The 23842-nt window shown below is 60.6% G+C and carries 19 protein-coding genes and 2 pseudogenes (1 of these 21 running past the window's edge); 7 read left to right on the plus strand and 14 right to left on the minus strand.

Features of this window, described 5'->3' with window-relative positions:
* Together B7L09_RS29280 and B7L09_RS29290 are read left to right on the plus strand one after the other, a co-directional pair.
* Positions 1-25, plus strand: a pseudogene (locus B7L09_RS29280) (CsgG/HfaB family protein); it begins 878 nt to the left of the window's first position.
* A gap of 1098 nt (positions 26-1123) precedes the next feature.
* A complete protein-coding gene (locus B7L09_RS29290) occupies positions 1124-1483 on the plus strand; it encodes a DUF6124 family protein (protein WP_094471723.1) in 360 nt (119 codons plus the stop codon).
* 279 nt (positions 1484-1762) lie between these two features.
* On the opposite strand, the gene B7L09_RS29295 is transcribed toward B7L09_RS29290, so the two are convergent.
* The 4 genes from B7L09_RS29295 to B7L09_RS29310 form a co-directional block, all read right to left on the minus strand.
* Positions 1763-3211 carry a curlin gene (locus tag B7L09_RS29295; RefSeq protein ID WP_094471724.1) on the minus strand — a complete coding sequence of 483 codons (1449 nt, stop codon included), beginning with the start codon at positions 3209-3211 and terminating at the stop codon, positions 1763-1765.
* A 27-nt stretch (positions 3212-3238) separates the two neighbouring features.
* Entirely contained in the window at positions 3239-3700 is a 462-nt protein-coding gene (locus tag B7L09_RS29300) for a curlin (RefSeq protein ID WP_077750527.1), read from the minus strand.
* 61 nt (positions 3701-3761) lie between these two features.
* Positions 3762-6005 carry an Ig-like domain-containing protein gene (locus B7L09_RS29305; RefSeq protein ID WP_094471725.1) on the minus strand — a complete coding sequence of 748 codons (2244 nt, stop codon included), beginning with the start codon at positions 6003-6005 and terminating at the stop codon, positions 3762-3764.
* A 35-nt stretch (positions 6006-6040) separates the two neighbouring features.
* Positions 6041-7387, minus strand: a complete 1347-nt coding sequence (locus tag B7L09_RS29310) for a hypothetical protein (RefSeq protein WP_094471726.1) — start codon at positions 7385-7387, stop codon at positions 6041-6043.
* 291 nt (positions 7388-7678) lie between these two features.
* Here B7L09_RS29310 and B7L09_RS29315 point away from each other — a divergent pair, with 291 nt between their 5' ends.
* The 4 genes and pseudogenes from B7L09_RS29315 (at position 7679) to B7L09_RS29330 (ending at position 12931) form a co-directional block, all read left to right on the plus strand.
* A complete protein-coding gene (locus tag B7L09_RS29315; protein ID WP_094471727.1) occupies positions 7679-9127 on the plus strand; it encodes a sensor histidine kinase in 1449 nt (482 codons plus the stop codon).
* A 185-nt stretch (positions 9128-9312) separates the two neighbouring features.
* A pseudogene (locus B7L09_RS32090) lies at positions 9313-9738 on the plus strand (copper oxidase); the annotation flags it as partial.
* Between the two features lie 303 nt (positions 9739-10041).
* Complete coding sequence (locus tag B7L09_RS29325) at positions 10042-11535, plus strand: sensor histidine kinase (RefSeq protein ID WP_094471729.1); 1494 nt, start codon at positions 10042-10044, stop codon at positions 11533-11535.
* Positions 11504-12931: a sigma-54-dependent transcriptional regulator gene (locus B7L09_RS29330; protein ID WP_094471730.1), complete on the plus strand. Its 1428-nt coding sequence runs from the start codon at positions 11504-11506 to the stop codon at positions 12929-12931. The genes B7L09_RS29325 and B7L09_RS29330 overlap by 32 nt, the downstream gene beginning before the upstream one ends.
* Positions 12932-12934: 3 nt before the next feature.
* Here B7L09_RS29330 and B7L09_RS29335 read toward each other — a convergent pair whose 3' ends face one another.
* On the minus strand, positions 12935-13321 hold the full coding sequence (locus B7L09_RS29335) for a hypothetical protein (RefSeq protein WP_094471731.1): 387 nt from the start codon (positions 13319-13321) through the stop codon (positions 12935-12937).
* 178 nt (positions 13322-13499) lie between these two features.
* On the opposite strand from B7L09_RS29335, the gene B7L09_RS29340 reads away from it, so the two are divergent.
* Entirely contained in the window at positions 13500-14312 is an 813-nt protein-coding gene (locus B7L09_RS29340; protein ID WP_094471732.1) for a class I SAM-dependent methyltransferase, read from the plus strand.
* A 13-nt stretch (positions 14313-14325) separates the two neighbouring features.
* Here B7L09_RS29340 and B7L09_RS29345 read toward each other — a convergent pair whose 3' ends face one another.
* The 9 genes from B7L09_RS29345 to B7L09_RS29385 all read right to left on the minus strand — a co-directional run bounded on the left by B7L09_RS29345 (position 14326) and on the right by B7L09_RS29385 (position 23831).
* The gene (locus tag B7L09_RS29345) at positions 14326-14634 is read right to left on the minus strand and encodes an addiction module antidote protein (protein ID WP_010455651.1); all 309 of its coding nucleotides are present in this window, start codon (positions 14632-14634) and stop codon (positions 14326-14328) included.
* A gap of 2 nt (positions 14635-14636) precedes the next feature.
* Entirely contained in the window at positions 14637-14930 is a 294-nt protein-coding gene (locus B7L09_RS29350; RefSeq protein WP_010455649.1) for a type II toxin-antitoxin system RelE/ParE family toxin, read from the minus strand.
* A gap of 1113 nt (positions 14931-16043) precedes the next feature.
* A complete protein-coding gene (locus B7L09_RS29355; protein ID WP_094471733.1) occupies positions 16044-16736 on the minus strand; it encodes a GNAT family protein in 693 nt (230 codons plus the stop codon).
* Between the two features lie 115 nt (positions 16737-16851).
* Positions 16852-17643, minus strand: a complete 792-nt coding sequence (locus B7L09_RS29360) for a ChbG/HpnK family deacetylase (protein ID WP_094471734.1) — start codon at positions 17641-17643, stop codon at positions 16852-16854.
* On the minus strand, positions 17615-18832 hold the full coding sequence (locus tag B7L09_RS29365) for a GNAT family N-acetyltransferase (protein ID WP_094471735.1): 1218 nt from the start codon (positions 18830-18832) through the stop codon (positions 17615-17617). Before B7L09_RS29365 ends, B7L09_RS29360 begins: the two co-directional genes overlap by 29 nt.
* A gap of 4 nt (positions 18833-18836) precedes the next feature.
* Positions 18837-19526, minus strand: coding sequence for a GNAT family N-acetyltransferase (locus B7L09_RS29370; RefSeq protein WP_094471736.1), 690 nt, complete (start codon positions 19524-19526; stop codon positions 18837-18839).
* An 86-nt stretch (positions 19527-19612) separates the two neighbouring features.
* The gene (locus B7L09_RS29375; protein WP_094471737.1) at positions 19613-21532 is read right to left on the minus strand and encodes a hypothetical protein; all 1920 of its coding nucleotides are present in this window, start codon (positions 21530-21532) and stop codon (positions 19613-19615) included.
* Positions 21529-22833 carry a lipopolysaccharide biosynthesis protein gene (locus tag B7L09_RS29380; RefSeq protein WP_094471738.1) on the minus strand — a complete coding sequence of 435 codons (1305 nt, stop codon included), beginning with the start codon at positions 22831-22833 and terminating at the stop codon, positions 21529-21531. The genes B7L09_RS29375 and B7L09_RS29380 overlap by 4 nt, the downstream gene beginning before the upstream one ends.
* Positions 22830-23831, minus strand: a complete 1002-nt coding sequence (locus B7L09_RS29385) for a polysaccharide deacetylase family protein (RefSeq protein WP_094471739.1) — start codon at positions 23829-23831, stop codon at positions 22830-22832. Before B7L09_RS29385 ends, B7L09_RS29380 begins: the two co-directional genes overlap by 4 nt.
* Positions 23832-23842 lie beyond the last annotated feature (11 nt).

Raw genomic sequence — 23842 nt, forward strand, 5'->3', positions numbered from 1 at the left:
TTTAGNNNNTGAGGGGGTTAGGTAGATTGAGTACATATCCGTTGCTGCGGTAACGGCTGCTTAGGGTTCCGCCCTTACGGCGGGTCACTTTTNNAAACGCCCAAAAGTAACCAAAAGGCTTTGCCCCACCACTCGGTGCCTCGCCTAGGCTCGGCGTACCCTCGCTCCGGCATTCATCTGGGGGCATCGCCTCCGGTCGGCTTCGCTTCGACCTCCTCTCGATGTGTGCGGCTTCGCCGCACGGCGCTACGCGCCCACCCCCCAGATGAACGCCTCCACTCGGCCTCCCGAAGGGGCGGGTAGATCAAGATCAAGAGCTGCAGGCGAGCTAACGCTCGGCCTAATGAGTGGTGAGAAGCCTCGGGTGTACACCGTCCATTGTAGGAGTGAGCCTGATCGCGATGGCGGCCTGACAGCCGACCAATTTCTTTCAGGCATGCACCAAACCTTGTGGGAGCGAGCCTGCTCGCGATGGGGGTGTGTCATCCGACCAATCTCTTGCAGGTACCCACATTCCACTGTAGGAGTGAGCCTGCTCGCGATGGCAGCCTGACAGCCGACCAATCTCTTGCAGGTACACCCATTCCACTGTAGGAGCGAGGCTTGCCCGCGATGGCGGCCTGACAGCCGACCAATTTCTTTCAGGCATGCACCAAACCTTGTGGGAGCGAGCCTGCTCGCGATGGGGGTGTGTCATTCAACATTGATGTCGGCTGACCCAATGCCATCGCGAGCAGGCTGACTCCTACAGGGAATGTGTGCTGATTTGAGGGGTGTGTTTAATTGTGTTTAGCGTTACTTCCTGAAAGCTACAGTTCCTTGCGCCGTTGCCTACGACTGCGCCAGAATCCGCCGGCTTGTGCGCTTTGTGCCTGGTCTTTATCGTTTCCGGGTCGCTGAATTCAGCGGCCAGGTTTAGCGACCTGAACAGGTATAAGCGCAACAAAGCTCCATTTTTATTGCAGGCTGATGTCTGCAGTCGTGTTATGGCGGCTGTGCGCGGGAGATCTTCGGATCTGCCGGGTGTCTAGGTGACCGGTTCGCTAACCTGCGTACAGCTGCCACCCCTTTATGTTTAGCGACAGGTACCGGTGGTTCCAACAGGTATAAATGGAGTTTCACCATGTTCAAAGCCACACCCAACCCCCCGCAATCCGACGACGTTTCCCCCTACGATCCCCTCGATCCCAAAAAGCTCAACGAAGCCGCCGACCGTGCGCTGGATCACTATCTCAATCCGCTGAAAAGCGCGATCCCGCCACGCAAGCCCAGCACCATTTACCTCATCGCCCCGGATATCGACACCGAAACCCTGTTGGTCAATGCCTGCGAATCCCTGGCATCGGCAAGTGTGCTGGCGAGTGATTTCGCAAGCCAGTTGCAAGGCCCCCAGCGCAACACCATGCTGGCGCTGCAGCAGGTCATCATGCTGGGCGAACTAGCAGTGAACCGAGCGCTGGATAACGTCGATCCGCAGGGGTAAGCCACACCACTGATCGTTCCCACGCAGAGCGTGGGAAGGATCAGCCGCTCGGTGGCGAAGCCGTCGTAAAACCAGTGAATGCGGTGTGTCAATGGAGATGCGTATGCCGGGTTTAGGTCTGCTGCGCATAGCAGTGAACCGAGCGCTGGATAACGTCGATCCGCAGGGGTAAGCCACACCACTGATCGTTCCCACGCAGAGCGTGGGAAGGATCAGCCGACGCAGGCACAAAAAAACCGCGACCCTCCCCCAAGGGCCGCGGTTTTTTATGCCTTGCGATTATTGCTGCAGCACGGTCGCCCGGTTGTCAGCACCCATCTGTTGAACGGTCGCCGTTTGGGTCATGCCACTCTGGTCGACACTGGCGGTGTTGCCGGTGCCGCCCTGGGTCACGTACGCCACGTTCATGGTGTCAGCCTGTTTGACGGTAATCATGTTGTCGCTGCCATACAGTTGCGTGGTGAACGCCTGGTTGCCCGTGCCGGACTGGTCGAACTCGGTGGTGTTGCCGGTGCCGTTGGTGGTGCCCTGGGCCAGGTTGGTGGTGCCGCGCTGGTCGGAGATCAGGATGTTGTCGCTGCCGTTCTGGTCGAAGTACAGCTCGTTATACGAATCGGCCTGGCTGATGGTGGTTTTGTTGCCGCTGCCGGTCTGGTTGGTGGTCATGATGTGGCCGACGCCATCCTGTTTGAAGCTGGCGATGTTGCCGTTCCCCGCCTGGGTGACGGTCGCACGCTGGTTGCTGCCGAATTGGCCGCCCAGTTGCGGGCCTTTCCAGTTGCTGGCGTAGACCTTGTTTTCAGTACCCACGGAGGTGGCGTTCAGCACATGGCTGTCGCCGCTCTGATAGGTGAAGTGCACGTTGCCGGTGCCTTGCTGGTACAACGCGAGCACCGAGCCGACGGAGTCGAACTGGTCGGCGTAGATGGCGTTGACATCGCCGACTTGCAGGACCTGGGCGTTGTTGTTTTGGCCAAAGCTCTGGTCGACCACGGTTTCGTTGGTTTGCCCGTACTGGTTGACGGTGGCCTCGCTGCCGGTTTGTCCGCCTTGCCAGACTTCCGTGGCGTTGAAGTCGCCAAACTGGTTGATGGTCACGACGCCGCCATTGCCGTCGCGCTGGTCGCCATAGGCATAGTTGCCTTCGCCGGCCTGGTTGATGCCGATCTCGCCGCCCATGTGCGCGATCTGTTCGGCGGTGCCGTAGTTGGCGGTGCCGTACTGGATGATCGTCGCGTTGTTGGCGATGCCCAGTTGAATCTGCTCGATATTGGCCTCGTTGGCGTCACCGAACTGGAAGGTCTGGCCTTTGGTGGCTTCCTGGCTGTCCTGATAGAGGAACGAGAAGTTGCCACTGCCCGCCTGTTGTTGCAGCGCCTGGTTTTCACCCATGCCGATCGACTGGCTGGCATGGGCGGTGTTGAGGCTACCGACCTGTTGCTGGACGATGGTGCTGCCGTTCTCGAACAGTTGCTCACCGTAACTGGCATTGAAGTCGCCGACCTGATCCTGGGTGATGGTGCCGGTGGCGGTGTCTTGCACCGCCATGGCATCGTTACCCTGACCCAGTTGCTGTTGGGCTGCGGTACTGAACGGGGCCGCGGTCTGTTTCACTTCGGCAATGTTGGCGGTGCCGACCTGGGCCTGGGTGGAAACGCTGTCGTCGGCCATCGCCTGGGCACTGACAATGACCAGTATGGCGGCGGTGAGGGGCGTCAGTTTGAACATGATGAAACCTCCAAGTGGTGCAGTGCTTTAGCGATATTGTTTAACCGAAACGCTCATGCCATTTCCCGACTGGGTCACGGCGCTTGAAAGCCCCGTACCGGCCTGGTCGATGCTGGCGTCGTTGTTATTGCCGTTCTGGGAAATCTGCGCGCGGTTGTGGCTACCGTTTTGTGTGATTGAGGCGGCGTTGCCGGAACCTTGCTGGGTGATCAATGCCATGAGGTCGCTGCCTTGTTGCAGGATCCAGGCTTCCTGGTTGCTGCCCGACTGGACGATGGTGCCAAGCAACGACTGGCCGTTCTGTTGCACCAGCGCCACGTTGGCCTGACCGTTCTGGTCGATCAGCGCGTGCTGGCCCACCGGTGGAGGCAACTCGCCGAGGTCGGCGGACGGTGCCAGGTCGTCGTTCTCCATCAAATCGTCGGCGCGCGCGCCTGCACTGCTGCAAAGCAGAAGCAGGCAGAGCAGGGCGGCGGTCGGCGTTTTCATGGCGTTGTCCTGTAGGAAGAGGCCGGCCCCACCCACCGACATCGGCGGGTGGGGCGAGGGCTCAGTTGGAGATGACCGTCACGGTACGCACGGTGCCTTGGGACGAGCGGATGGTCGCCGTCGGATTAGCTGACGGGATCACCGTGGTGCTGTTGTTCACCGTCAACCTCCAGCGGCCAGTCACTGGCACCGTGGTGGTGCCCAGCGTTACCAGCCCGGTCGGGGTGGTGACCTGCACGGTGATGGTGTTGCCGGTAATCACCGATGAGGTGCCCGCAAAGTCCCAGGTGAAGCGGTTATTGGAGCGGGCCGACACCGTTGCCGTGGTCACTGTGAACGTTTCCGCAGCAGGCCGTGGCGAGACTTGCACCGTGACCGTCGCCGGCGTCGACAGGGCGCCGAAGCTGTCCCGGGCGATGTAGGTGAAGGTGGTGGTGAAGGCCGTGGTGACCGTGGCCGGTGGGGTGTAGGTGACGACGGTGCCGTCAGTGGTGACGGTGCCGCGACCGGCTGGCGGTGGGGTCACGCTGGCGACGGCGAGCGGCACGTTGCCTTCCGGATCGGTGTCGTTGGCCAGCACGCTGATCGGAATTGCCACACCCAGGGTCGCGATGCTGTCGGCGACGGCCACCGGAGGCTGGTTAGGCGCCACGGTGATGGTCACGGTCGCCGGAGCGGTCGAGGCCAGGCCTTTGACGTCTTGAGCCTTGTAGGTGAAGGTCGCGGTCAGCGGTGCATTGACCACGGCCGGCGGGGTGTAGACCACCGAAGTCGTGCCGCTCAATGCCACGGTGCCTTGCCCGGCAGCCGGTGGGGTCAGTGCGGTGATGCTCAGCGGCGTGTTGCCGTCGGGGTCACTGTCGTTGGCCAGCAGGTTGAGGGTCAGCGGCACACCGAAGCTGGTGCTGCCGGTGTCGGCGACCGAGAGCGGCGCCTGGTTTTCGCCGGTGTCCGGTGCCGTACCGACGACCACGACTGGCTCGGTATCACTACCACCAGCGGCGGATTTGACCGTGACAGTGGCCGGTGGCTGGGTCAGGTCGGCAACGGTCAGTTTTTGCAGGGTGCCGGATTTCGACAGACGTCCGTAACCTTGCGCAACCATGTCAGGCACCGCCACTTCATCCGTGGAGGTGGCCTCGATCAGCAGGCTGTGATTGCTCCAGTTGTAGCGAGCGGTCTGGATTTTCACCAGGTCGGTGAGCTTGCTCGACACCGCTGTAGGTCGGGTGGTGCCGGTAGGGTTGGTGGCAGTGATCACCACGACCGGAGGTACGGGGCCGGTGATCAGGTGATTGCCGAAGAACAAGCCATTGTTGTCACCGACCATAGTGGTTTGGCAGGGCGTAGGCGGTGGGCCGGGTACCAGGGCGAGGGTTTCGCGCAAGCACAGGGTCGAGCTGTTGTCCGCTTTGCCGAAGACTTCGACCCGGGTGCTGCTGCCGGTACCCGAAGAAGTGCGGCGGTAAGTGGCACGGCCGAGCTCCACATGGGTTTGTGCACGGTTGTCGAGAACTTTGCCGGACACGGTGAAGAGGCTGGTTTCGATGGTCCCCGCCGGCCCCTGGATACGCACGAAGTTGGTGTTGTTGGGACTGCCGGTGACCGGCTCGGTGAGGTTCGGGTCACCGACAAAGGTTTCTACGGCCCCGGTGTCCGGGTTCACTTCGGTGTAAGGGCCGTTGACGCTGCGCAGGAACGGTCCGATGGCACCGTTGAGTGCCCCTGTGAAATTCCCCGGCACACCGACGCCGATGTCGCGTGTGATGTTGATTGCGCGACGACCGGGAGTCGTGACATTGACTGTTTCCACGCCATAAGGGTGAGTGATGGTGTAGGTCCCGGCGACGGGTACGTTGATCCGCATGCGAATCCGCGCAAAGCTGATTTGATCGCCATCGAGCGGATTGCCGCCGGCAAATGCTGCTTCTATCCCGGCGACATAGGCGTCCATACCATAGCCAGCGGCGTTGTTGGGAATGGTGGTCTCGGCGAGGAACCAGAAGGATTCATCTGGCCAGTTATCCGGGAACACCATCGGCAGGGTGTCGTCGAAAACGCCCGGTGCCGGCAGCAGGGTACACATGTAGGCCGGTGGCGTGGCAGCCGGCACCCGCGAGCTGGCAGCCCGGGACTGACACAGTTCCATCGAGAGTAAATTGTTGTCCTGATACCACATCGGGAATTTCCCGGTGGCGAAGGTATATGGGCCGAGGTCGACAGCCGCGAGTTGCGCGAATGCGCTGCCGGACAGCGATAGAGTCAGTCCCAGGGCGTTGAGCGCCAGGCGTGGCCAATTGTTCATGATGCCTCCTGATGAGGATCTGGGCATGTGAGCGTTCATGGCAGGATGACCACTTCTTCGGTATCGGTGCCGCCATTGGATGACGTCACTCGAACCTTGGCGGGTGGAATCGGCGAGATACCGGTGGCCAGTGATTTCACTGCGCCGTCGCCACTGAGGGCGCCGATGGCGACTCCTGTGCCGGACGTGGCGGTCAGCACCGGTGGCGAGGTCTCATCGCTGGTGGAGGCCACGACGGTTATTTGCCCGGTGCTCAGGCTGTACTCGGCACGCTGAATGACGACCAGGTCGGACAGCGACATCGACAGGGTGGTCGGTGTGCTGCTGGGGATAGCCACGTGGTTGTCGGCCGTCACTTGCAGGGTGCTCGGTAACGTCGGGTTGTTCGAGGACTGCGCATACCAGTTGCCGGTGGTGTCAGCCTCGGTCAGGTGCAGCGCCGGGTTGTTGCTGTCCAGGGTCACGGTGGCCGGTGGTGGCGGGGCCATGACGAACACGTCTTGCTGGGCTACCGGGGCGCTTTCACCGGCCTTGCGCGAGTAGGTGCTGCGCTGGGTAATCATCGGAGTCGGACGGACCACCGTCGATAACTTGCCGGAGATGGCCATCACCGTTGTGCGCAAGTCCAGTCCGTTGGGCCCTTCAATGCGGATGAAATTGGTGTTGAAAGGGCTGCCGGTGAAGGCTTCCGAAAGGTTCGGGTCGCCGACGAATTGCTCTGCCGCACCGGTCACCGGATTGGTTTCGGTGTAGGGGCCGTTGACGCTGCGCAGGAACGGCCCGACATCACCCTTGAGGGCGCCGTCATAGGTTTTCGGCACGCCGATACCGATGTCCCGGGTCATGTTGATCGCCCGCCGCCCGGGGGTATCGATGTTGAACACATCGACGCCGTAGGGGTGGGTGATCACATAGGTGCCGGCAGTGGGCACGTCCACACGAATGCGGATGCGCGCAAAGCTGATTTGATCACCTTCGAGCGGGTCGCCACCGCCGAAGGCCGCTTCGACGGCACTGACATAGGTCAGGTCGATGCCTCGGGCTGCATCGACAATGGCGCCGTCGCCGGTGAACCAGAACGCTTCATCGGGGAAGTTGGTCGGGAAGACTACAGGTTGTGCATCGTCGAAGATCCCGGGGGCTGGCAACAAATTACACATGTAGGTCGGCGCGCCTGGAGCGCTCGGGACTCGCGAACTGACCGCCTTGGACAGGCACAGATCGAGGGTTCGACCATGAGTGTCCTGATACCACGCGGCAAACGAGCCGTTGGCGGGAACATAGGGGCCGGGGTCGACGGCAAACAGCGCTGCCTGGGCAACACCTTGGGCTAGAGCGCTGACGACCAGGGCGGCCGCCGTTTTGGACAGTAAAGGGTGCATGAGTATTCCCTCTATCAGAGTACCTGCCCCGTAGGGATGGGTCAGTTGAGAGGGTTTTGGCAACTTCCATACCAATCTTTCAAAACACCCGGCAGAGGCCCGCAGTGAAGGCTTGGAGCGCGCAAACGGTTTCACGGGGCCGAGGGCGTAAGCGGGCGACTGTCCCCAGCATTGGGGGTAGATGGGGGCAGTGGGGCAGGGGGGGAATCGGTGGGGGGGACAAAACCCGAAGTCGGGCAAAGACCGGACAGTGGGCTATAACCCTATAGGGAGTTTCCGGGAACAACGTCCATGACCAGTCAGACCACAACCCTCCAGAAAGAAGAGGGCGATATCCGCCTGAGCTCACGCAAACAGCCGTTCAATCTGCTGCGCTGGTTCTCGCTCATCAGCATGGCAGTGATCGGCACGGTGGCCGTGGCGCTGGGTGCGGTGTCGACGCGTTTCGTGATTACCGAAAGCGTGCAGCGCGATGCGTTGCTTACGTCCCAGTTCATTCAGGCGATTGCCTCGGCCGAGGTGCGCCATGTCTCGATCCCCAACGTGCGGACCATGGGCGAGCTGCTGGATCCGCGCAAGGACAGGGACTTTCCCGAGGTTGACCCCATGGCCCGCGCCAGTGCCCGCGGCGAATTCCTCGACCATATCGAGCACCTGCCCGACGTGATCCTGGCCAATATTTATGCCCCTGACCGCATGGTGATCTGGTCCACCAACCCGGCGCTGATGGGCACCACAATCCATTCCGACGACGACCTGGACCAGGCCTTCTCCTCTAAGACGCCGGTTTCAGCCAGCTATCACAACGTGGACAAGGGGCGCATGGAGCAGAAGTTCATCACGCCACCGGACTACATCTTCATCGAGAACTACATTCCGCTTTTCGATGCTGACGGCGATACCGTCACGGCGATGGTCGAGATCTACAAGGAACCCAAGGACCTGATCGACCGCATGGAGCGCGGGCTGGTGCTGATCTGGCTGGCCACGGCCCTGGGCGGCGGCCTGATTTATCTGGGGCTGTACTGGATCGTGCGCCGGGCAGCGATCCTGCTGGCGACCCAACAAAAACAATTGATCACCAACGAAACCTTCGTGGCGCTCGGGGAGATGTCCTCGGCGGTTGCCCACAGCCTGCGCAACCCCTTGGCGACCATCCGTTCCAGCGCCGAACTGGCCCTGGAGTTCGACACTGGCCCGGCCCACAAGAACATCAATGACATCATCGGTCAGGTGGATCGCATGTCGAAGTGGGTCAGGGAATTGCTGCAGTCGTTACGCCCGCTCAACGATGAGGCCGAACCGGTGAACCTGGTGGCGGCCTTGCATGACAGCCTCATGGCCTTCGAGCATCAGATTGCCAAGGTCGGGGTGAAGGTGGTGTTCGAGCCGCAGGAGACGCCGATGGTGTTGAGCCAGCAGGTGCAGCTCACGCAGATCCTCAACAGTTTGCTGGCCAATGCCGTGGAAGCGATGGACAGGGGCGGCACGCTGACCATCACTCTGGAGCCGACCGATACGCGGGGGATTTGCGTCGTCGTGAGCGACACCGGCAAGGGCATGAACGAAGAACAGCGCAGCATGGCCTTCCGGCCTTTCTTTACCACCAAGCAAGGCGGACTGGGTGTCGGGCTGGTGCTGGTGAAACGGATCATGGAACGTTTTGGCGGCGCGGTGACCCTGGGCAGCCGTGAAGGCGAGGGCACGAGTGTCCGTCTGTCGTTCAAGCGGATCCCCTGAAACTGGGTGTGAACTTTCCCCGCTAGCGGGTGTCAGGACCCAGTCGTTTTCCCCGGTCGTGGCACATTGATGTTGATAAGCCATTGTTTTGTTGAGTGTTAATGCTTTTGTATAAAACTGTTACAAATCTGGCGAGGTCTTTGCAAATCCACCACTACCCCTTCACGATTTCGAGGCGGCTGGTGATGGACAGAAAAGCGCGGTTCCCCTTCAAATGGTTCGGCCTGATAACGCCTCTAAGCGTCCTCCTGACAATGGCTCTGGGCACAGCGACGCTGCGTGCCAGCCCCATCGATGACGAACGAGAGCCTGAGCCGAACGATCCTTCCAGATATTACGACGAACCCGCTGACGAAGCGGCGGCATTGAACGCCATCCTGACCATGCCCGAGGCCAACGAAGATTCCTTCGATTTGCCTGATGGCGTCAAAGGCAGCCGAGACACGACGCGCAAGGAAAACATCCTGCCGCCGGCCGTGCAGACCAGTTTCAATTACCCCACCAATGGCAAGCCGAGCCCTTTGTTTGGTGCTCAGCCGTTCACTCAGCAGCTGGTGCTGTTCGAAGAATTCGGCCCGGAAAAACTCGGCGTGACGCGCCAACGCGCCCCGGCCTGGCTCAGCCGCTGGATTCGTGAACCGGACCGCATGCTCGCGGAAAAGGACCCTATCGCGCTGGAGCTGTTTGAACGTTTCGACAAAATCCCGATGCCCAACCTGCGTCTGGATGAGAACGCTGCGCAGTCAATTATGGGATTTTTGCAGGAAGAAACCGATCGTCAGCAACCGCTGCAAGCGGCGCAGTTGCAATAGCGGCGAAATACTATCAGTGAAGCCGTCAACCGCGATCAATGCCACCTACACTGATCCCAGACACGGCTGAAAAGGCTTGATGCACTTAGCCAGGACACTCCCATGCAGACGCTGGAACAACAAAAAGTACCTGCGCCGGACACACCGGCAGCAGAAGGCCTGGGTCGAAGTGGGCAGTTCAATCTGCTGCGCTGGTTTTCGCTGGGCAGCTTTCTCATCATTGCTGCGGTGGCGCTGGGGTTGGGGTATGTGTCTACGCGATTTGTCGTCGATGAGAGCATCGAGCGTGATTCCATGCTGACTGCGCAGTTCATCCAGGCCATCGGCGATGCGGAAATTCGTCATGCCGGCATCACCCGCGAAAGAACCATGGGCGAGATGCTTGACCCGCGCGAGGACAACGCCTATCCCGACGTAGATCCCGGCGCCCGTGCCGCGGCCCGGATAGAGTTTCTCGATCATGTCGAGCACTTGCCGGACACGCTGTTGGCGGTGGTGTACGCATTGGATCGCACGGTGGTCTGGTCGACCAATCCACAGATGATCGGCATGCGCATCGAAGGTGATGATGAACTGGACGAATCTTTTGAAATGAAGGAACTGGTGTCCACCAGCTATCACGAGATCGACGATGAGCGTCCTGAGCAGAAGCTGCTGCGTGAGCCTGAATACCTGTTCGTCGAGAATTACATCCCGATGTTCAATGCCGACAAGAGCAAAGTCATCGCCATGGTCGAGATCTACAAGGAGCCGACGGATCTGGTGGAGCGCATCCAGCGTGGCTTCAAGGCGATCTGGCTGGCGACCCTGCTCGGCGGCCTGGTCATCTACCTTGGGCTGTTCTGGATCGTGCGGCGTGCGTCCAAGTTGCTGCAGAGCCAGCAAAAGCAATTGATCACTAACGAGACCTTTGTGGCCTTGGGGGAAATGTCCTCGGCCGTCGCCCACAGCTTGCGCAATCCGCTGGCGAACATACGCTCCAGCGCCGAACTGGCCCAGGAAATCGCGAGCCAGAGTGCGCAGAAAAACATCGGAGACATCATCAACCAGGTCGATCGCATGTCGCGTTGGGTCCGGGAGTTGCTGGTGTCGTTGCGGCCGATGAACGACGACTCCGAAACGGTGGACCTGGTGCTGGCCATCGACGACACCCTGAGTGCTTTCGACGCGCTGATCCGACGTTCGAACGTGGAGGTGCGCTTCACGCCGCAGACCTGTCCACCGGTCGTCAGCCAACAGGTGCTGCTCACCCAAATTCTTAATAGCCTGTTTGCCAACGCCCTGGAGGCCATGCCCAAGGGCGGCGTGCTCAGCGTCGATATTGAACAGCCCCGGTCGGGACAGGTGCGGATGACCTTGAGTGATACCGGCAAAGGCATGACCAAGCAGCAGCAACAGATGGTCTTCAAGCCGTTTTTCACCACCAAACAGGGAGGGCTGGGCGTTGGCCTGGCCCTCGTCAAACGAATAATGGAGCGTTTCGAAGGCTCGGTCGAACTGACCAGCCAGGAGCAGGAAGGAACCCGCGTCTGTCTCAATTTCAAAGTGGCAACGGGAGGGGAATATGGAGCACAGCATACTGCTGGTCGAGGATGATGAACTCCTGGCCGAGAATATTCAGACCTACCTGGAGCGCAAAGACTTCGAGGTGACGGTCTGCCACTCGGCTGAAGAGGCGTTGGATAAACTGGGTACGTTCACCCCTGATGTGGTGCTGACCGACAACTCGCTGCCGGGCATGAGCGGTCACGACCTGATCCAGAAGCTGCGCATCAGCGCGCCGGATCTGAAAGTGATCATGATGACCGGCTACGGCAATGTCGAAGATGCCGTGGTGGCGATGAAAGAGGGCGCTTTTCATTACGTCACCAAACCGGTGGCCTTGCCGGAGCTCAAGCTGCTGCTGGACAAGGCCCTGGCCACTGATCGAATGGAGCGCACGCTGTCGTTTTATCAGGAGCGCGAGGCGCAGAAGTCAGGAGTACAGGCATTGATCGGCGAATCGGCTCCGATGCAATACTTGAAAAACACCATTGCCCAATTGCTCGACGCCGAGCGGCGCATGGCCAACACCGACCTGCCGCCCGTGCTGGTGGAAGGCGAAACCGGTACCGGCAAGGAACTGGTGGCTCGGGCGCTGCACTTCGACGGCCCGCGCGCCAAGGGCCCGTTCATTGAATTCAACTGCGCGTCGATCCCTTCCAATCTGGTGGAGTCGGAACTGTTCGGCCACGAGAAGGGCGCCTTCACCGACGCCAAGGACCGTCGTGTCGGCCTGGTAGAAGCGGCTGATGGCGGCACGCTGTTCCTCGATGAAGTCGGTGAAATGGACCTGCTGCTGCAAGCCAAACTGCTGAAGCTGCTGGAAGACCGGACCATCCGCCGTGTCGGCTCGGTCAAGGAACGCAAGGTTGATTTGCGGGTGATCAGCGCAACCAACTGCAACCTCGAACAAATGGTGCAACAGGGCAAGTTCCGCCGAGACCTGTTCTTCCGTTTGCGCATTATTTCGATCAAGGTACCGCGCCTGTATGCCCGCGGCGAAGACATCTTGCTGCTGGCCCGGCACTTCCTGGCGATCCACGGTAAACGCTATGGCAAGCCGAACCTGCATTTCAGCGATCAGGCTGAAGAGTTGCTGCTCAGCTACAGTTGGCCGGGCAACGTGCGCGAATTACGTAACATGCTCGAGCAAACCGTGTTGCTGGCGCAGAGCGATACGATTGCCGCCCATCAGCTCAACGTCTGCCTGAGCCTGGTGGATGATCCGATCGTGCTGCAAGAGCCCCAGCACCACGAACCGCGCCCGACCTACAACGGCACCGAGTCGATGAACCTGCCGGAAGTCGAGCGCGACATGGTGCGCAAAATGCTCGACAAGACCGACTGGAACGTCACCAAATCCGCACGGTTGCTGGGCCTGAGCCGCGACATGCTGCGTTACCGGATCGAAAAGCTCGGCCTCGCACGCCCGGACAAACGCCAGTGGTGAGGTTTACTGCAACGTCGCCCCCTGACGGATAAGGCATTCGAGCACGCAGGTGGGGTCGAGGACTTCCTGGTTGACGTAGACGCCACGTACCGGATCGTAGGAGCGGATGAATACCCGGACTGAGGCATCCGCGATGGTTGGTAATACAGAGTCGCGGAACTCATGCTGGCTGGCGATCGGGATGAAATCCTGAGGCGCTGTCGGGATGTATGACCCAGGCGGTACGGTGCTCAGGGAGGGCGGCACCGGGTGGGCGAAGGGCTGGTCGGCCCCGTAATAATTGAAGTTGCTGCTGTAATCGGTGGTGGGTGTCAGCGTGTCGTCCGCATGGGCGCCGGTGATGGCGGTCAGGCTGAGGGTGATCAACAGCGTCAGATCAGATTTTTTCATGGCAACACCTGCGAAATCGGTTTTCCCGCACTTCCCCAAGGCCATTAACTATAGCTGCCCTGCGGGCACGCGTTCGCGATGCCTGGATTACAACATTCCAACAAATGCCCAATGGGTTTTTCAGAACGTTGATCTAGACTCGTGCCGGTCAACAAAGACCCGAATCCTGGAGTGCGCAATGGAAATGCCGACCAAAGAAAATGCCATCGCCAGCAACCGCGATGCCTGGAACGACTCCGCCCGACACCACAAGGATGCGCCCGATTGGCAGGCCCTGGTGAAGGCGGTCAGTCATCGCGATTTTAGCTGCTTCGATGACACACTTCGCGGTGTGCTGGAGCAGGTCGGCGTCGAGGGCAAGGACGTGGTGCAACTGGGCTGCAACAACGGACGGGAAAGTATTTCGCTGTTTGCGCTGGGGGCTCGCAGCGTGGTGGGCGTCGACCAGTCCGAGGCGTTTCTCGATCAGGCGCGGGAACTGGCGTCCCGCTCGCCGCATGAGCCCCAGTTCATCGAGGCCGACATTCATCACCTGCCGGCTGAACTGCATGAGCGCTTCGACGTGGCGCTGATTACCATCGGCGTCTTGAACTGGATGCCCGACATCGGCGAATTCTTCCACCATGTCGCGCAGACCCTCAAGCCCGGCGGTGCGTTGGTGGTGTACGAAACCCACCCCTTCCTGGAAATGGTCGACCCTGAGGCCGCCGATCCCTATCGTCTGGACAGCTCATACTTTCGCAGCAAGCCGTTCGTGCAGGACCAGCCGATCGTCTACGAAGGCAAAGTCGACCAGCAAACCGCGTCGTCCTACTGGTTCGTCCACACCCTGGGCGCCATCTTCACCGGCGCCATCGAGGCGGGGCTGCAGATCAGCCACTTCAAGGAGTACCCGCATTCCAACCGCGAGGAACTCTATGACCGGTATGAGCGGCAGACCGCGCAGTTGCCGTTGTGTTTTACGTGGGTGGGGGTGAAGCGAGCAGCCTAGCCAGAAGAATCTCTCAAAGCACCGAGTGATTGATCGAATGACCTGGCTGCGCACAGAGATCGATGCCGAGGGCATGGATGACCTTCAAAACCGTATCAAAGCGTGGTTTTGCACCGGGCGCGAAGGCTTTGTACAGGCTTTCGCGACCCATACCCGAGTCCTTGGCAATCTGTGTCATTCCGCGCGCTTTCACCACGTATCCGATAGCACGAAGAAATTCCTCGTTATCGCCCTCTGCGAGCACTTGTGAGAGGTACTCGCTAATGGCTTCGTCACTGTCCAGCAGTGCCGCCATATCGAAAGTAGTCAAAGTCTGGCTCATGTTTAAACCTCCTTTGCCAATTTTTTAGCCCGCCTGATATCGGCGGTTTGCGAAGATTTATCACCACCGGCCAAAAGCACAATGACGACACTGTTTCGCAAAGTGAAGTAGACCCGATAGCCGGCGCCGACGTCCACGCGCATTTCGGAAACGCCGTCTCCCACCGGCTTGATATCACCCAGGTTACCTGCAGAGGCACGATCAATGCGACGAGCGATAGCAATCTTCGCCCGCAAGTCACGAACTGAGGCATGCCATGCCACGAAGATCATAGTTTGTTGAACAATATAATTCATTGCTCAAATGTATCTACTTGGATACGAATGAGCAGTCAGGCGCTTCCTTCGCCAGGGATGGCTTTTCCCATAGATGTGTGGGACGTATCACGCTCTCGCCAGCGAAATCACCCGGCCCTCCTGTAGTTGATCGTCGTCGAACACAAAATCTGCGTGCGCTGAAAATCCACTGTGGGAGCGAGCCTGCTCGCGATAGCTCTCGGTCAGTCACATCAATACTGAATGTGCCGCCGCCATCGCGAGCAGGCTCACTCCTGCATTGGATCGTCGTCGAACACAAAATACGCATGCGCTGGAAATCCACTGTGGGAGCGAGCCTGCTCGCGATAGCTCTCGGTCAGTCACATCAATACTGAATGTGCCGCCGCCATCGCGAGCAGGCTCACTCCTGCATTGGATCGTCGTCGAACACAAAATCTGCGTGCGCTGAGGATCTACTGTGGGAGCGAGCTTGCTCGCGATGGCTATCTGTCAGTCACATCAATGCCGAATGTGCCGCCGCCATCGCGAGCAGGCTCACTCCTGCATTGGATCGTCGTCGAACACAAAATACGCATGCGCTGGAGATCCACTGTGGGAGCGAGCAGGCTCACTCCTGCATTGGATCGTCGTCGAACACGAAATATGCGTGCGCTGAAAATCCACTGTGGGAGCGAGCCTGCTCGCGATAGCTCTCGGTCAGTCACATCAATACTGAATGTGCCGCCGCCATCGCGAGCAGGCTCACTCCTGCATTGGATCGTCGTCGAACACAAAATCTGCGTGCGCTGAGGATCTACTGTGGGAGCGAGCCTGCTCCGGGCGGCGTTCCGACGAAAGCGGTGTGCCTGACACATTGATGTCGGATGTCACGCCGCAATCGCGAGCAGGCTCGCTCCCACATTTGAATCCCTCCGTACACAAAGCCCGTGTGCACCGCAGATCCACTGTAGGAGCGAGCCTGCTCGCGATAGCTCTCTGTCAGTCACATCAATGCCGAATGTGCTGCCGCCATCGCGAGCAGGCTCACTCCTGCATTGGATCGTCGTCGAACACAAAATCTGCGTGCGCTGAGGATCTACTGTGGGAGCGAGCCTGCTCGCGATGGCCGCAACTCGGTCTGTCTATCGGATATCAGGCGCTAGCCGCCCCCGTCACCACTGGCCGTCCCGGTTTGCGCAGTGGATCAAGTCGGGAGCCGGTGTAGCGGGTTTCGCGGTAGAAGCGCCAGCGGCCGAACAGGCCGTAGACGTGGGTGACGCGACCCTGTTCATGGTAGCCCATGCGGATGTGCAGCTTCAGAGCCGGGATGTTGTGGGTTTCGCAGACGTCCACCACCTTGTGGCAGCCTTGGGCGCGCATCGCGTCCCACAGGGCGATCTGGACGTCCACCGACAGGCTGGTGCCGAAATAGGCGCGGGTCATTTCACCGCCGAACTCGAAAAACTCACCGGGTTTGACCGGGAACCAGCAGCCGTAATAGTGGCGGTCGTGGTAATCGCGCGTGCTGCCCCAGATAAACCCGATCGCGTGGCCGTCTTCGTCCAGGTACATGTGCCCGGTGTGACCTTCGGCCGCGAGTTCGGCCATGGTCTCGACGCGGTCACCAAAATTCTTGGTAAAAGCGATGGCATTTTGCGGTGTGATGGTCTCCATGCGCACGCCCGAATAGGGGCGCAGTTTGTGCGGCGGTACCGGGCTGATCAGGTCGCGCTCCATCCATAAAAGCTCCCAGTGGAAGAACACGTAGCGTTTCCACAGCGTGTTGAACGTGCGGCTCAAGCCCTTTTGTTTTATGCGTTCGCGAAGCTTTTCGATGATGCTCATGACGCTCTCCTTAGCCAAGGCCAGGGTGTGGTTGGAAACGCTTTTGATGGGTATAGATCAAGCTTGAAAGTTCATGTCAAAGCGCCAGCTTTGAATGTGTTGCAACGTATGTAACTCATTCGAGCGCGGCTTCACCGGTCATCAAATGGCTGTTTGCAGCGCCATAGGACACTCGCGGAACACCGTGAAGGCGCCGCTCTAGCACGAGGGTTAGCGACTCGTCTGCCTGCAAATAGGCATCGCCGAAATCCGCGCCCAGCTGCGTCGGATGAGCCACGATTTCCAGCAGGCCGTCGGTCGGCATTTCTTCATTGCGCAGGTCCACCGGCGTGCACACATAATCGGCGGTCACACCCGCCAGGCTCTGCAAACGATTATTCAGCAAGGTCTTGAACACGCGCTTGGGCAAGCTCAGGTTTTGCCCCAGATTGCGCGCAAGACGCACGGCCACTCCTTGGCTGGCGGCGAAGCGGGCGACGATCTCACCGATGGGCCAGATGTTGTGAACGTGCTGATGGGAATCGATGTGGCTGGGCCGTACACCGTTGTCCACGCAGCGTTGCCATTGGGCGGTGAGCTCCTCCAGCACCGCGTCGCGGTCCCTGCGGCTAAGCCAGAGGCGATGGCGGGACAGGTTGAGATCGAAAACCCCGTTGCTGTCACAGAAGTTCCTTCGACCCAGAATCGACTGACTCAACGGACGCCCATACGTGAGGTTGAAATGCAGGCCGATCCGGTCCTTGAGCAACGGATGCTGGGCCATGACGCATGCCGCTTCAAAGGCCGGCATATTGGCCATAGCCGTGGCGGAGCTGATCACCCCCGCCTGGAAGGCACCGAGGATCACCGCGTTTTCGCACGGGCTGAGACCGAAATCGTCAGCGTTGACTATGACTTGGCGCGGCATGGTCGCTCTCCCTGTTTGTGTCGCTTGGCTTCGCTGCTTTGACCACTGCGGCAACGGGCGCCGGTGCAGTGGCAGCGGTCGCTGCTGCCCGTTTGGCTTGCCATTTCTGCAGTATGGGTTTGAGTCGCTGCCAAAGTCTCAGGGCCAGGCCCAACGCCAGGCCGCTGGGGCGCCAGGAATAGAAACTCCAGCGCCAATGCTCCAGTTGCCCGGTCATGCGTTCGTGCAGTTGATGGCTGGAGTTTTCCAGGCTCACCCGCGAGGCATCGATCCAGCGCCAGTGCTCGTCCAGCCCCCAGCGAATCCACTCGTCGAGCAGCACCCGACCGCTGCCCAGATCGGCGTATTGCGGCAGGAACGCCAGGTTGTAATCGTACAGCCGGCCTTGCTCGAGCAACCCGAGGCGATAGCTGATGCAGCGTCCGTCCAGTTCCAGCACCACGACCCGCACCAACCCCTGTTCGGCGAGGGTGGTGAAGGCTCGGTCCATCCATTGTCGGTGGCGTTCGTCGGCGAAAATCCCGACGCCTTCATCGCCTTTCCAGCTGACCGCTTCGACTTCACTGATGGCCTGCAACAACGGGCCCATGGTCGACGCATCGGGGGTGATCCGCCGAACGACAGCGCCACAGGCCGCGATGCGTTTGCGTGCGCGGCGCAGTTTATAGCGCGGGTCACCCGAGACTTCCTGGTGGTCCGCGTCGCTGATTACGTGCACTGGCACCCGACAGCTGAGGCGCCGTTCACCAGTCGAACTGTGCGCCATCCACTCGGTCAGCGCGCTTTCTTCGCCGACCGGCTCCGACAACTCGTTGAGTTGCAGCAGGGCATGGGGAAGCTGTCGACGGATCTCGATCAGTGCCTTGCGGATGTTCTCCGAGTCCGTTTTCGCAAGAAACGCGAGGCGGTCGGCAAGGGGATAGCCAAGGTGATGCAGCACGCGAAACGGCAGCCTGGAAAAACGTTCGACGGAGGCCACCAACGGCAAACACAAAACCAGCTCATGACCCTGCCAGCCAAGCAACACATGCAAGCGTTGCCCGGTGGTCAGTGCCTGTTCGGACGCGCGCATCCAGGCCAGGGTGTTGAACGGCGTGTGGTCCGTCACTCGCAGACGTAACGCTTCATAAGCCGTTTCCGGGAAATCAGCGGCGCACATCGAAGTGCGCCATTCGAATCGTGCTGCCATAGGGTCAGGTCACCGCTGCTGTAGCAGGTTCACGTGCCGGTTTGCGCAAGGCATCCAGGCGTGAGCCGCTGTAATGGGTTTCGCGGTAGAAGCGCCAGCGGCCAAACAGCTCGTAGACGTTCATGATCCGCCCTTGTTCCTTGTAGCCGGTGCGTATGTGCAACTTGAGAGCAGGGACATTGTGGAACTCACAGACATCCACCACTGTGTGGCAACCCTGGGCCGCCATGGCTTTCCACAATTCCGTTTGCAGGTCCATCGACAGCGCAGTGCCCCAGTACGCGCGGGTCAGCTCGCCGCCGAATTCGAAGAACTCGCCTTCTTTCACCGGGAACCAGCAGCCGTAATAGTGCTTGTCGTGATAGTTGCGTGCCGCGCCCCAGATGAAGGCCACGGCGTCGCCTTGATCGTTCAGGTGCATCTGCCCGGTGTAACCTTCGCGGGCCAGTTCGGCCATGGTGTCCACGCGGTCACCGAAGTAACGGGTGAACGCCACGGCGTTCTCCGGGGTGATGGTCACTACCTGCAGCGGCGGGTAGGGCCTGAGTTTGTGCGGTGGCACCGGGCTGACCAGATCGCGCTCCATCCACAACAGTTCCTGATGGGAAAACACGTAGTGCTTCCAGATTTTACTGAGGGTGGCGCGCAGGCCTTTTTGCCTGATGTGTTGGCTGAGTTTCTGTAAAACGCTCATTTTATTGACTCCTGACGGTCTCGGCCGTGAGTGGAGTGATGCGAGGCGCGGCGAATGGCCGGGGTCGCAAAGCAATAGTTGGCAATTCATGAGGCGCTCCAGCTGAGATTGAACAGGGTCCGTCCTGGCAGCTCGAAGCTGACGCGACCGTCCTGGCAATTGAAGGGTGCGTCGCGGGCGCGGTTGTCGGCACCGAAATAGCGTAATGAACCGTTGGCCAGCGGACACGGGGCACCGGTCAGGGCCACACGCTGCAAGCGCGTGGCTTTGTTGACGCCCAGAAGGCTGCGCTTCTGGTCCTCGGCCATGGCCAGCACGTCAACCTCGAAGGCGTCGTTCTCGAGGAGCAACACGTTGTGCAGCCAGTGCTCGCGGATGAACTGCTGGGCCAGGCCCACCGGCTTGAGTTCGAAGCGATCGTCGCCGAGGACGCGCAACATGCCTTTGGGGTAGTTCGGTTCGTCAGCGGCCTGGAACCAGCCCAGCATTTCCAGCAAGCCATCCTGGGACGAATTGATGACAACCGACGCCCACCACATCGATGCGAAGTGGGTTTCCTGATCATAAGGACTGAGGCTGGAGCCGCTGGACATGTTGGTCTGGTCCAGCAGCAAGGCTTTGCGCGGCCGACCCTGGGCGTCGAGGCCCACCAGATCGGCGGCGCGGCGCACGCTGTCACGGTAGACCCGTGTTGCCAGCAGGTCGCGAATCATCCATTCGTGCCAGGCCAGGGCATCGATGTTGTCGCCGGATTCGGCCAGCAAGCGCTTGGCCCAATCGATGCCGCGCTTGTCGGCGGCGTTGTCGGCAAACGGGCCGTTGACCAGCCGCGAACTGGCGGGCATGGCGATGCGCACGCCAGCCTTGGCGTTGGCGGGATTGCTGCGCACTTGCCGGGCCATGCTGTTGAAGATGCTTTGGTAGTTGGCATAGTCCGGGTAGTTGAGGTTCGGCTCGTCGGCAAAACCGATGTAGTGCGTGCCTTTGCCGCCCAGGGCCCGGGTCGCTGCGAGCCAGGCGTCGAGCCCGGCGTTGCTCTGGGTGTCGGCGCGCAGGTCAGCCTGGCGCTGGCTCCCGGCCAACAAGGTGATGTCCTGGGTGATGCCGAAGCGGTCCTGGTACAGCCGACGGAAAGCGTCTTCGTAGTGCGGATTCTTCGCTGTGATGTCGACGAAGCTGTAATAGGTTCCGGCTTGTGGCTTGAGTGCATCGAGCACTGCGTAACTCGATTCCGGCACCTTGACGTAGGGCAGGGCGATGCCCAGGTTCGGGGTCGGTCCCAGCATTTTATTGTGCAGTGTCAGCCGGACCTGGCCATCATCCTCGCGCAGGGGCTTGAGCTGCTGCGGATTTTGGGCGAAGAGGTTGGCGGTGCCGTCGAGCCAGAACGCCACTTTGCCACTGCCTTGCAGGCGCAGGCGCCAGACCTGTGCTTCTGGTGCGACGGGCAACTCGACCTTGTCGAACTGCCAATAGCCCCGATACGGTTTCAGCGCCAGCGCGACTTGTTTGCCGTCGCCCACACGCTGCGCTTGCAGGGCACTGACACCGCCGTGGAACTTGCCGGCCAACACCGCGTGTTCACCCGGCGCCACCTTGAAGTACAGCTCATCGCCATTGTGGGTTTCGGCGCTGAAATGCACCTTGGCCGGGGCGAACAACGCCACCGTACGTTCGTCGTGTTCAACCCGGTAGCGACGGAAGCTGTAGCCTGGAATTTCCAGTTGATAGTTCGAGGCACTAGGGGCCAACGACCAGCTCTGGCTGCCGCGCGATTCACTGGCGGCGATCAGGCGCTCGCCCTGGAGTTTGCCCTGGCCGTCGAGCAGGTACAGGCGTTCTTCGTTGGCATCCGCCTGCCACGCCGGCGCCCAGCGAACGGTCAGGGTGTCGGGGCGATCCGGTTGCAGGTACAGGCTGCCGTCGCGAATATCGGCCCAACGCATGGGCGCCGCCTGGGCGCTCAGCGCGAGGCCCAGGCTCAACAGCAGGACCAGGCGTTTCATGCCGACTTCCGTTGCAGCATGTGCAGCATCGGCGCTACATCGCTGGGCAGGATGATCAGGGTTTGCCAGACCGGCACACCGCTCAACCGGCAGTACATCACCAACAACGCCAGGGTCACCGCGACGTAGGCGATGGACGATGCCGCCGCCGCGCCGACGATCCCGTAAGCCGGGATCAACACCAGGTTAAGCGCCAGGTTCAGCAAGGCGCCCAGCCCCATCAACAGCGAAATCGTGCCGGGACGGTTTTTGCCCAGCAGGTCCAGGCGCAGGATGCTCGCGTAGCACAGACCGAGCAGGCCCGGCAGCAGCGCCAGCAAGGCAGGATACGCCGGCTGATAGGCCGCGCCGAACAGCGTCACGATCAGCCATTCGCCTATCACTGCCATGGTCACGCAGGCGCCAAGCATTACTGTGGCGGTCAGGCGCAAGGCCAGCGGCGTCACTTTGTCGATGCCTTCTTCCTGTTGCAGCAGGCGTTTCATCAGCGGCGTGGTCACGGCTTCCGGGACAATCAGCAGCAACTCGGCAGCGGCGCTGGCCATGGCGTAATGACCGAGCGCAGTGCTGCCGAGCAGGGCGCCGATGAACAGGTAATCGGAACGCAGAATCACTTGCTGGAACAGCAGGTCGGGATGGCTGCGGGCGCTGTAGCGCAGCAGTTCATTCTGACTGGCGCGGTCCCATTGCAATTTCAGGGGCTGAGCACGTTTGAGCCAGAACCAGCCCGCCAGCACTACCAGGCTGATGCCTGCCAGCCAACTGATCAGCGCCGCTTCCAGCGCCGAGTCTTTCCACATCCAGAACAAGGCGAGAAACAGCAGCAGCGGCGCCAGGGATTCCACCAGGCGCAACGCATTGAATGCCACCACGCCGCCGGAGGCGTTGTGCAAGGTCAGCAGGCCACTTTTCAGTACGGTCAACGGCACCGCCAGCAACAACAGCCAGGCGAGCAGGCCCAGTTGCGTGGTGATGTCGAGTTCACTGCCGAACTCGCGCACCAGGGCGACCACCAGCAAGGTCAAGAGACCCGCCAGCAGGCAACCGAACACCAACACCTGACTCAGCAGCAAACCCATCGGCCGCTGCTTGGCCGCCTGAAAACCCACCGCCGAATTCAGCCCGCCGCTGGTGGCGGCGCTGATCAGGTCGGGCAAGGTGCTGAGCAGGGCAAACAAACCCCGTTCGCTCGGCCCGAGGATCCTTGCGAGCAACACGTTGCGCATCAGCCGCAAACCGATCATCGCCAGTTTGGTGCCCATGCTCAGGGCCAGGTGCTTGAGGTAATGGCTGCGGCTCATGCGCGTGCCCCGCGGTACAGGCGCCAGGACAGCAGCTGCGGATTGCGCGCCACCCGTTGGCTGACGCCGAAGCGGGGCAGGTTCAAGGGATCGTCGGTGCCCCGATAAATCCCGGTGCCGGTGCCCAGGGCGAACGGGTAATCATGATCGGAAACGTGTTCGCGCACCCGCGCATCGTTGTCGCCGTTGGGGTAGCAGTAAACCGGCAGCGGCCGGTTGCAGCCATTGTGCAAGGCGTCGCGGCTGCGGCTGAGTTCTTCATGCAAACGCTGATCGTCGAGACCGGTGAGAATCGAGTGGCTGGCGCCGTGCGGGCCGAACCGCACCAGTCCTGAGGCTTCCAGGGCGCGCACCTGATGCCAGTCCAGCGCCTGGGGCAATGACTCGTCCGGGCACTCGTCGGTCAGGCGATTCAGGTCAGCCGGGCTGAGGGTTTTCAGGCTTTGCAGAAAATGCAGCAAGGCCAGGCTGCGACGCTCCACATCCAGTTCCTCGAAGGGCACCGGCAAGGGCCGACCGACCTCTTTCAGGCAGTCGATCAATTGCTTTCGAGCACGTTCGCCGTGGCTGCCCCAGAGGGTTTCACCGATGCTTTCCCACCAGAACCGCTGACGGCTGCCGATGAAATCGGTGGAGAGAAAAATGCTCGCCGGCACCTGGTATTTTTGCAGCAGCGGGAAGGCATTCAGCGCATTGTCACGCCAGCCGTCGTCGAAGGTCAGGGTGATTTTCGGGCGATCCGACCTCACCTTTCCGGGTTGCAGGATGTCCATCAACGACACGCAGTCGAAGTGTTTTTTCAGCCACACCAGCAAATGTTCGAAGGCCTTAGGCCCGACGCACAGCTCATTGCGGTGCGGCAGGTCGGCGGCGTGGTCGGTGGCCAGCACCCGGTGCAGCATCAGGATCACGCCGGCGCCTTGCAGCTGATTGCGGCCCACCGACGAGTTGAGATAAAGCCAGCCACTGGTGCGTTTTAATAATTGTTTGATCGCCATGGCTCAGTCCT

The sequence above is a fragment of the Pseudomonas mandelii genome (assembly GCF_002251635.1).
Lineage (GTDB): Bacteria > Pseudomonadota > Gammaproteobacteria > Pseudomonadales > Pseudomonadaceae > Aquipseudomonas > Aquipseudomonas mandelii_B.

Coding starts and splice junctions, on each gene's coding strand:
- B7L09_RS29290 (WP_094471723.1), top strand. CDS start 1,124: ATGTTCAAAGCCACACCCAACCCCCCGCAATCCGACGACGTTTCCCCC.
- B7L09_RS29385 (WP_094471739.1), bottom strand. CDS start 23,831: ATGGCGATCAAACAATTATTAAAACGCACCAGTGGCTGGCTTTATCTC.
- B7L09_RS29335 (WP_094471731.1), bottom strand. CDS start 13,321: ATGAAAAAATCTGATCTGACGCTGTTGATCACCCTCAGCCTGACCGCC.
- B7L09_RS29305 (WP_094471725.1), bottom strand. CDS start 6,005: ATGAACAATTGGCCACGCCTGGCGCTCAACGCCCTGGGACTGACTCTA.
- B7L09_RS29340 (WP_094471732.1), top strand. CDS start 13,500: ATGGAAATGCCGACCAAAGAAAATGCCATCGCCAGCAACCGCGATGCC.
- B7L09_RS29315 (WP_094471727.1), top strand. CDS start 7,679: ATGACCAGTCAGACCACAACCCTCCAGAAAGAAGAGGGCGATATCCGC.
- B7L09_RS29355 (WP_094471733.1), bottom strand. CDS start 16,736: ATGAGCATCATCGAAAAGCTTCGCGAACGCATAAAACAAAAGGGCTTG.
- B7L09_RS29375 (WP_094471737.1), bottom strand. CDS start 21,532: ATGAAACGCCTGGTCCTGCTGTTGAGCCTGGGCCTCGCGCTGAGCGCC.
- B7L09_RS29350 (WP_010455649.1), bottom strand. CDS start 14,930: ATGAATTATATTGTTCAACAAACTATGATCTTCGTGGCATGGCATGCC.
- B7L09_RS29380 (WP_094471738.1), bottom strand. CDS start 22,833: ATGAGCCGCAGCCATTACCTCAAGCACCTGGCCCTGAGCATGGGCACC.
- B7L09_RS29295 (WP_094471724.1), bottom strand. CDS start 3,211: ATGTTCAAACTGACGCCCCTCACCGCCGCCATACTGGTCATTGTCAGT.
- B7L09_RS29300 (WP_077750527.1), bottom strand. CDS start 3,700: ATGAAAACGCCGACCGCCGCCCTGCTCTGCCTGCTTCTGCTTTGCAGC.
- B7L09_RS29325 (WP_094471729.1), top strand. CDS start 10,042: ATGCAGACGCTGGAACAACAAAAAGTACCTGCGCCGGACACACCGGCA.
- B7L09_RS29310 (WP_094471726.1), bottom strand. CDS start 7,387: ATGCACCCTTTACTGTCCAAAACGGCGGCCGCCCTGGTCGTCAGCGCT.
- B7L09_RS29360 (WP_094471734.1), bottom strand. CDS start 17,643: ATGCCGCGCCAAGTCATAGTCAACGCTGACGATTTCGGTCTCAGCCCG.
- B7L09_RS29365 (WP_094471735.1), bottom strand. CDS start 18,832: ATGGCAGCACGATTCGAATGGCGCACTTCGATGTGCGCCGCTGATTTC.
- B7L09_RS29345 (WP_010455651.1), bottom strand. CDS start 14,634: ATGAGCCAGACTTTGACTACTTTCGATATGGCGGCACTGCTGGACAGT.
- B7L09_RS29370 (WP_094471736.1), bottom strand. CDS start 19,526: ATGAGCGTTTTACAGAAACTCAGCCAACACATCAGGCAAAAAGGCCTG.
- B7L09_RS29330 (WP_094471730.1), top strand. CDS start 11,504: ATGGAGCACAGCATACTGCTGGTCGAGGATGATGAACTCCTGGCCGAG.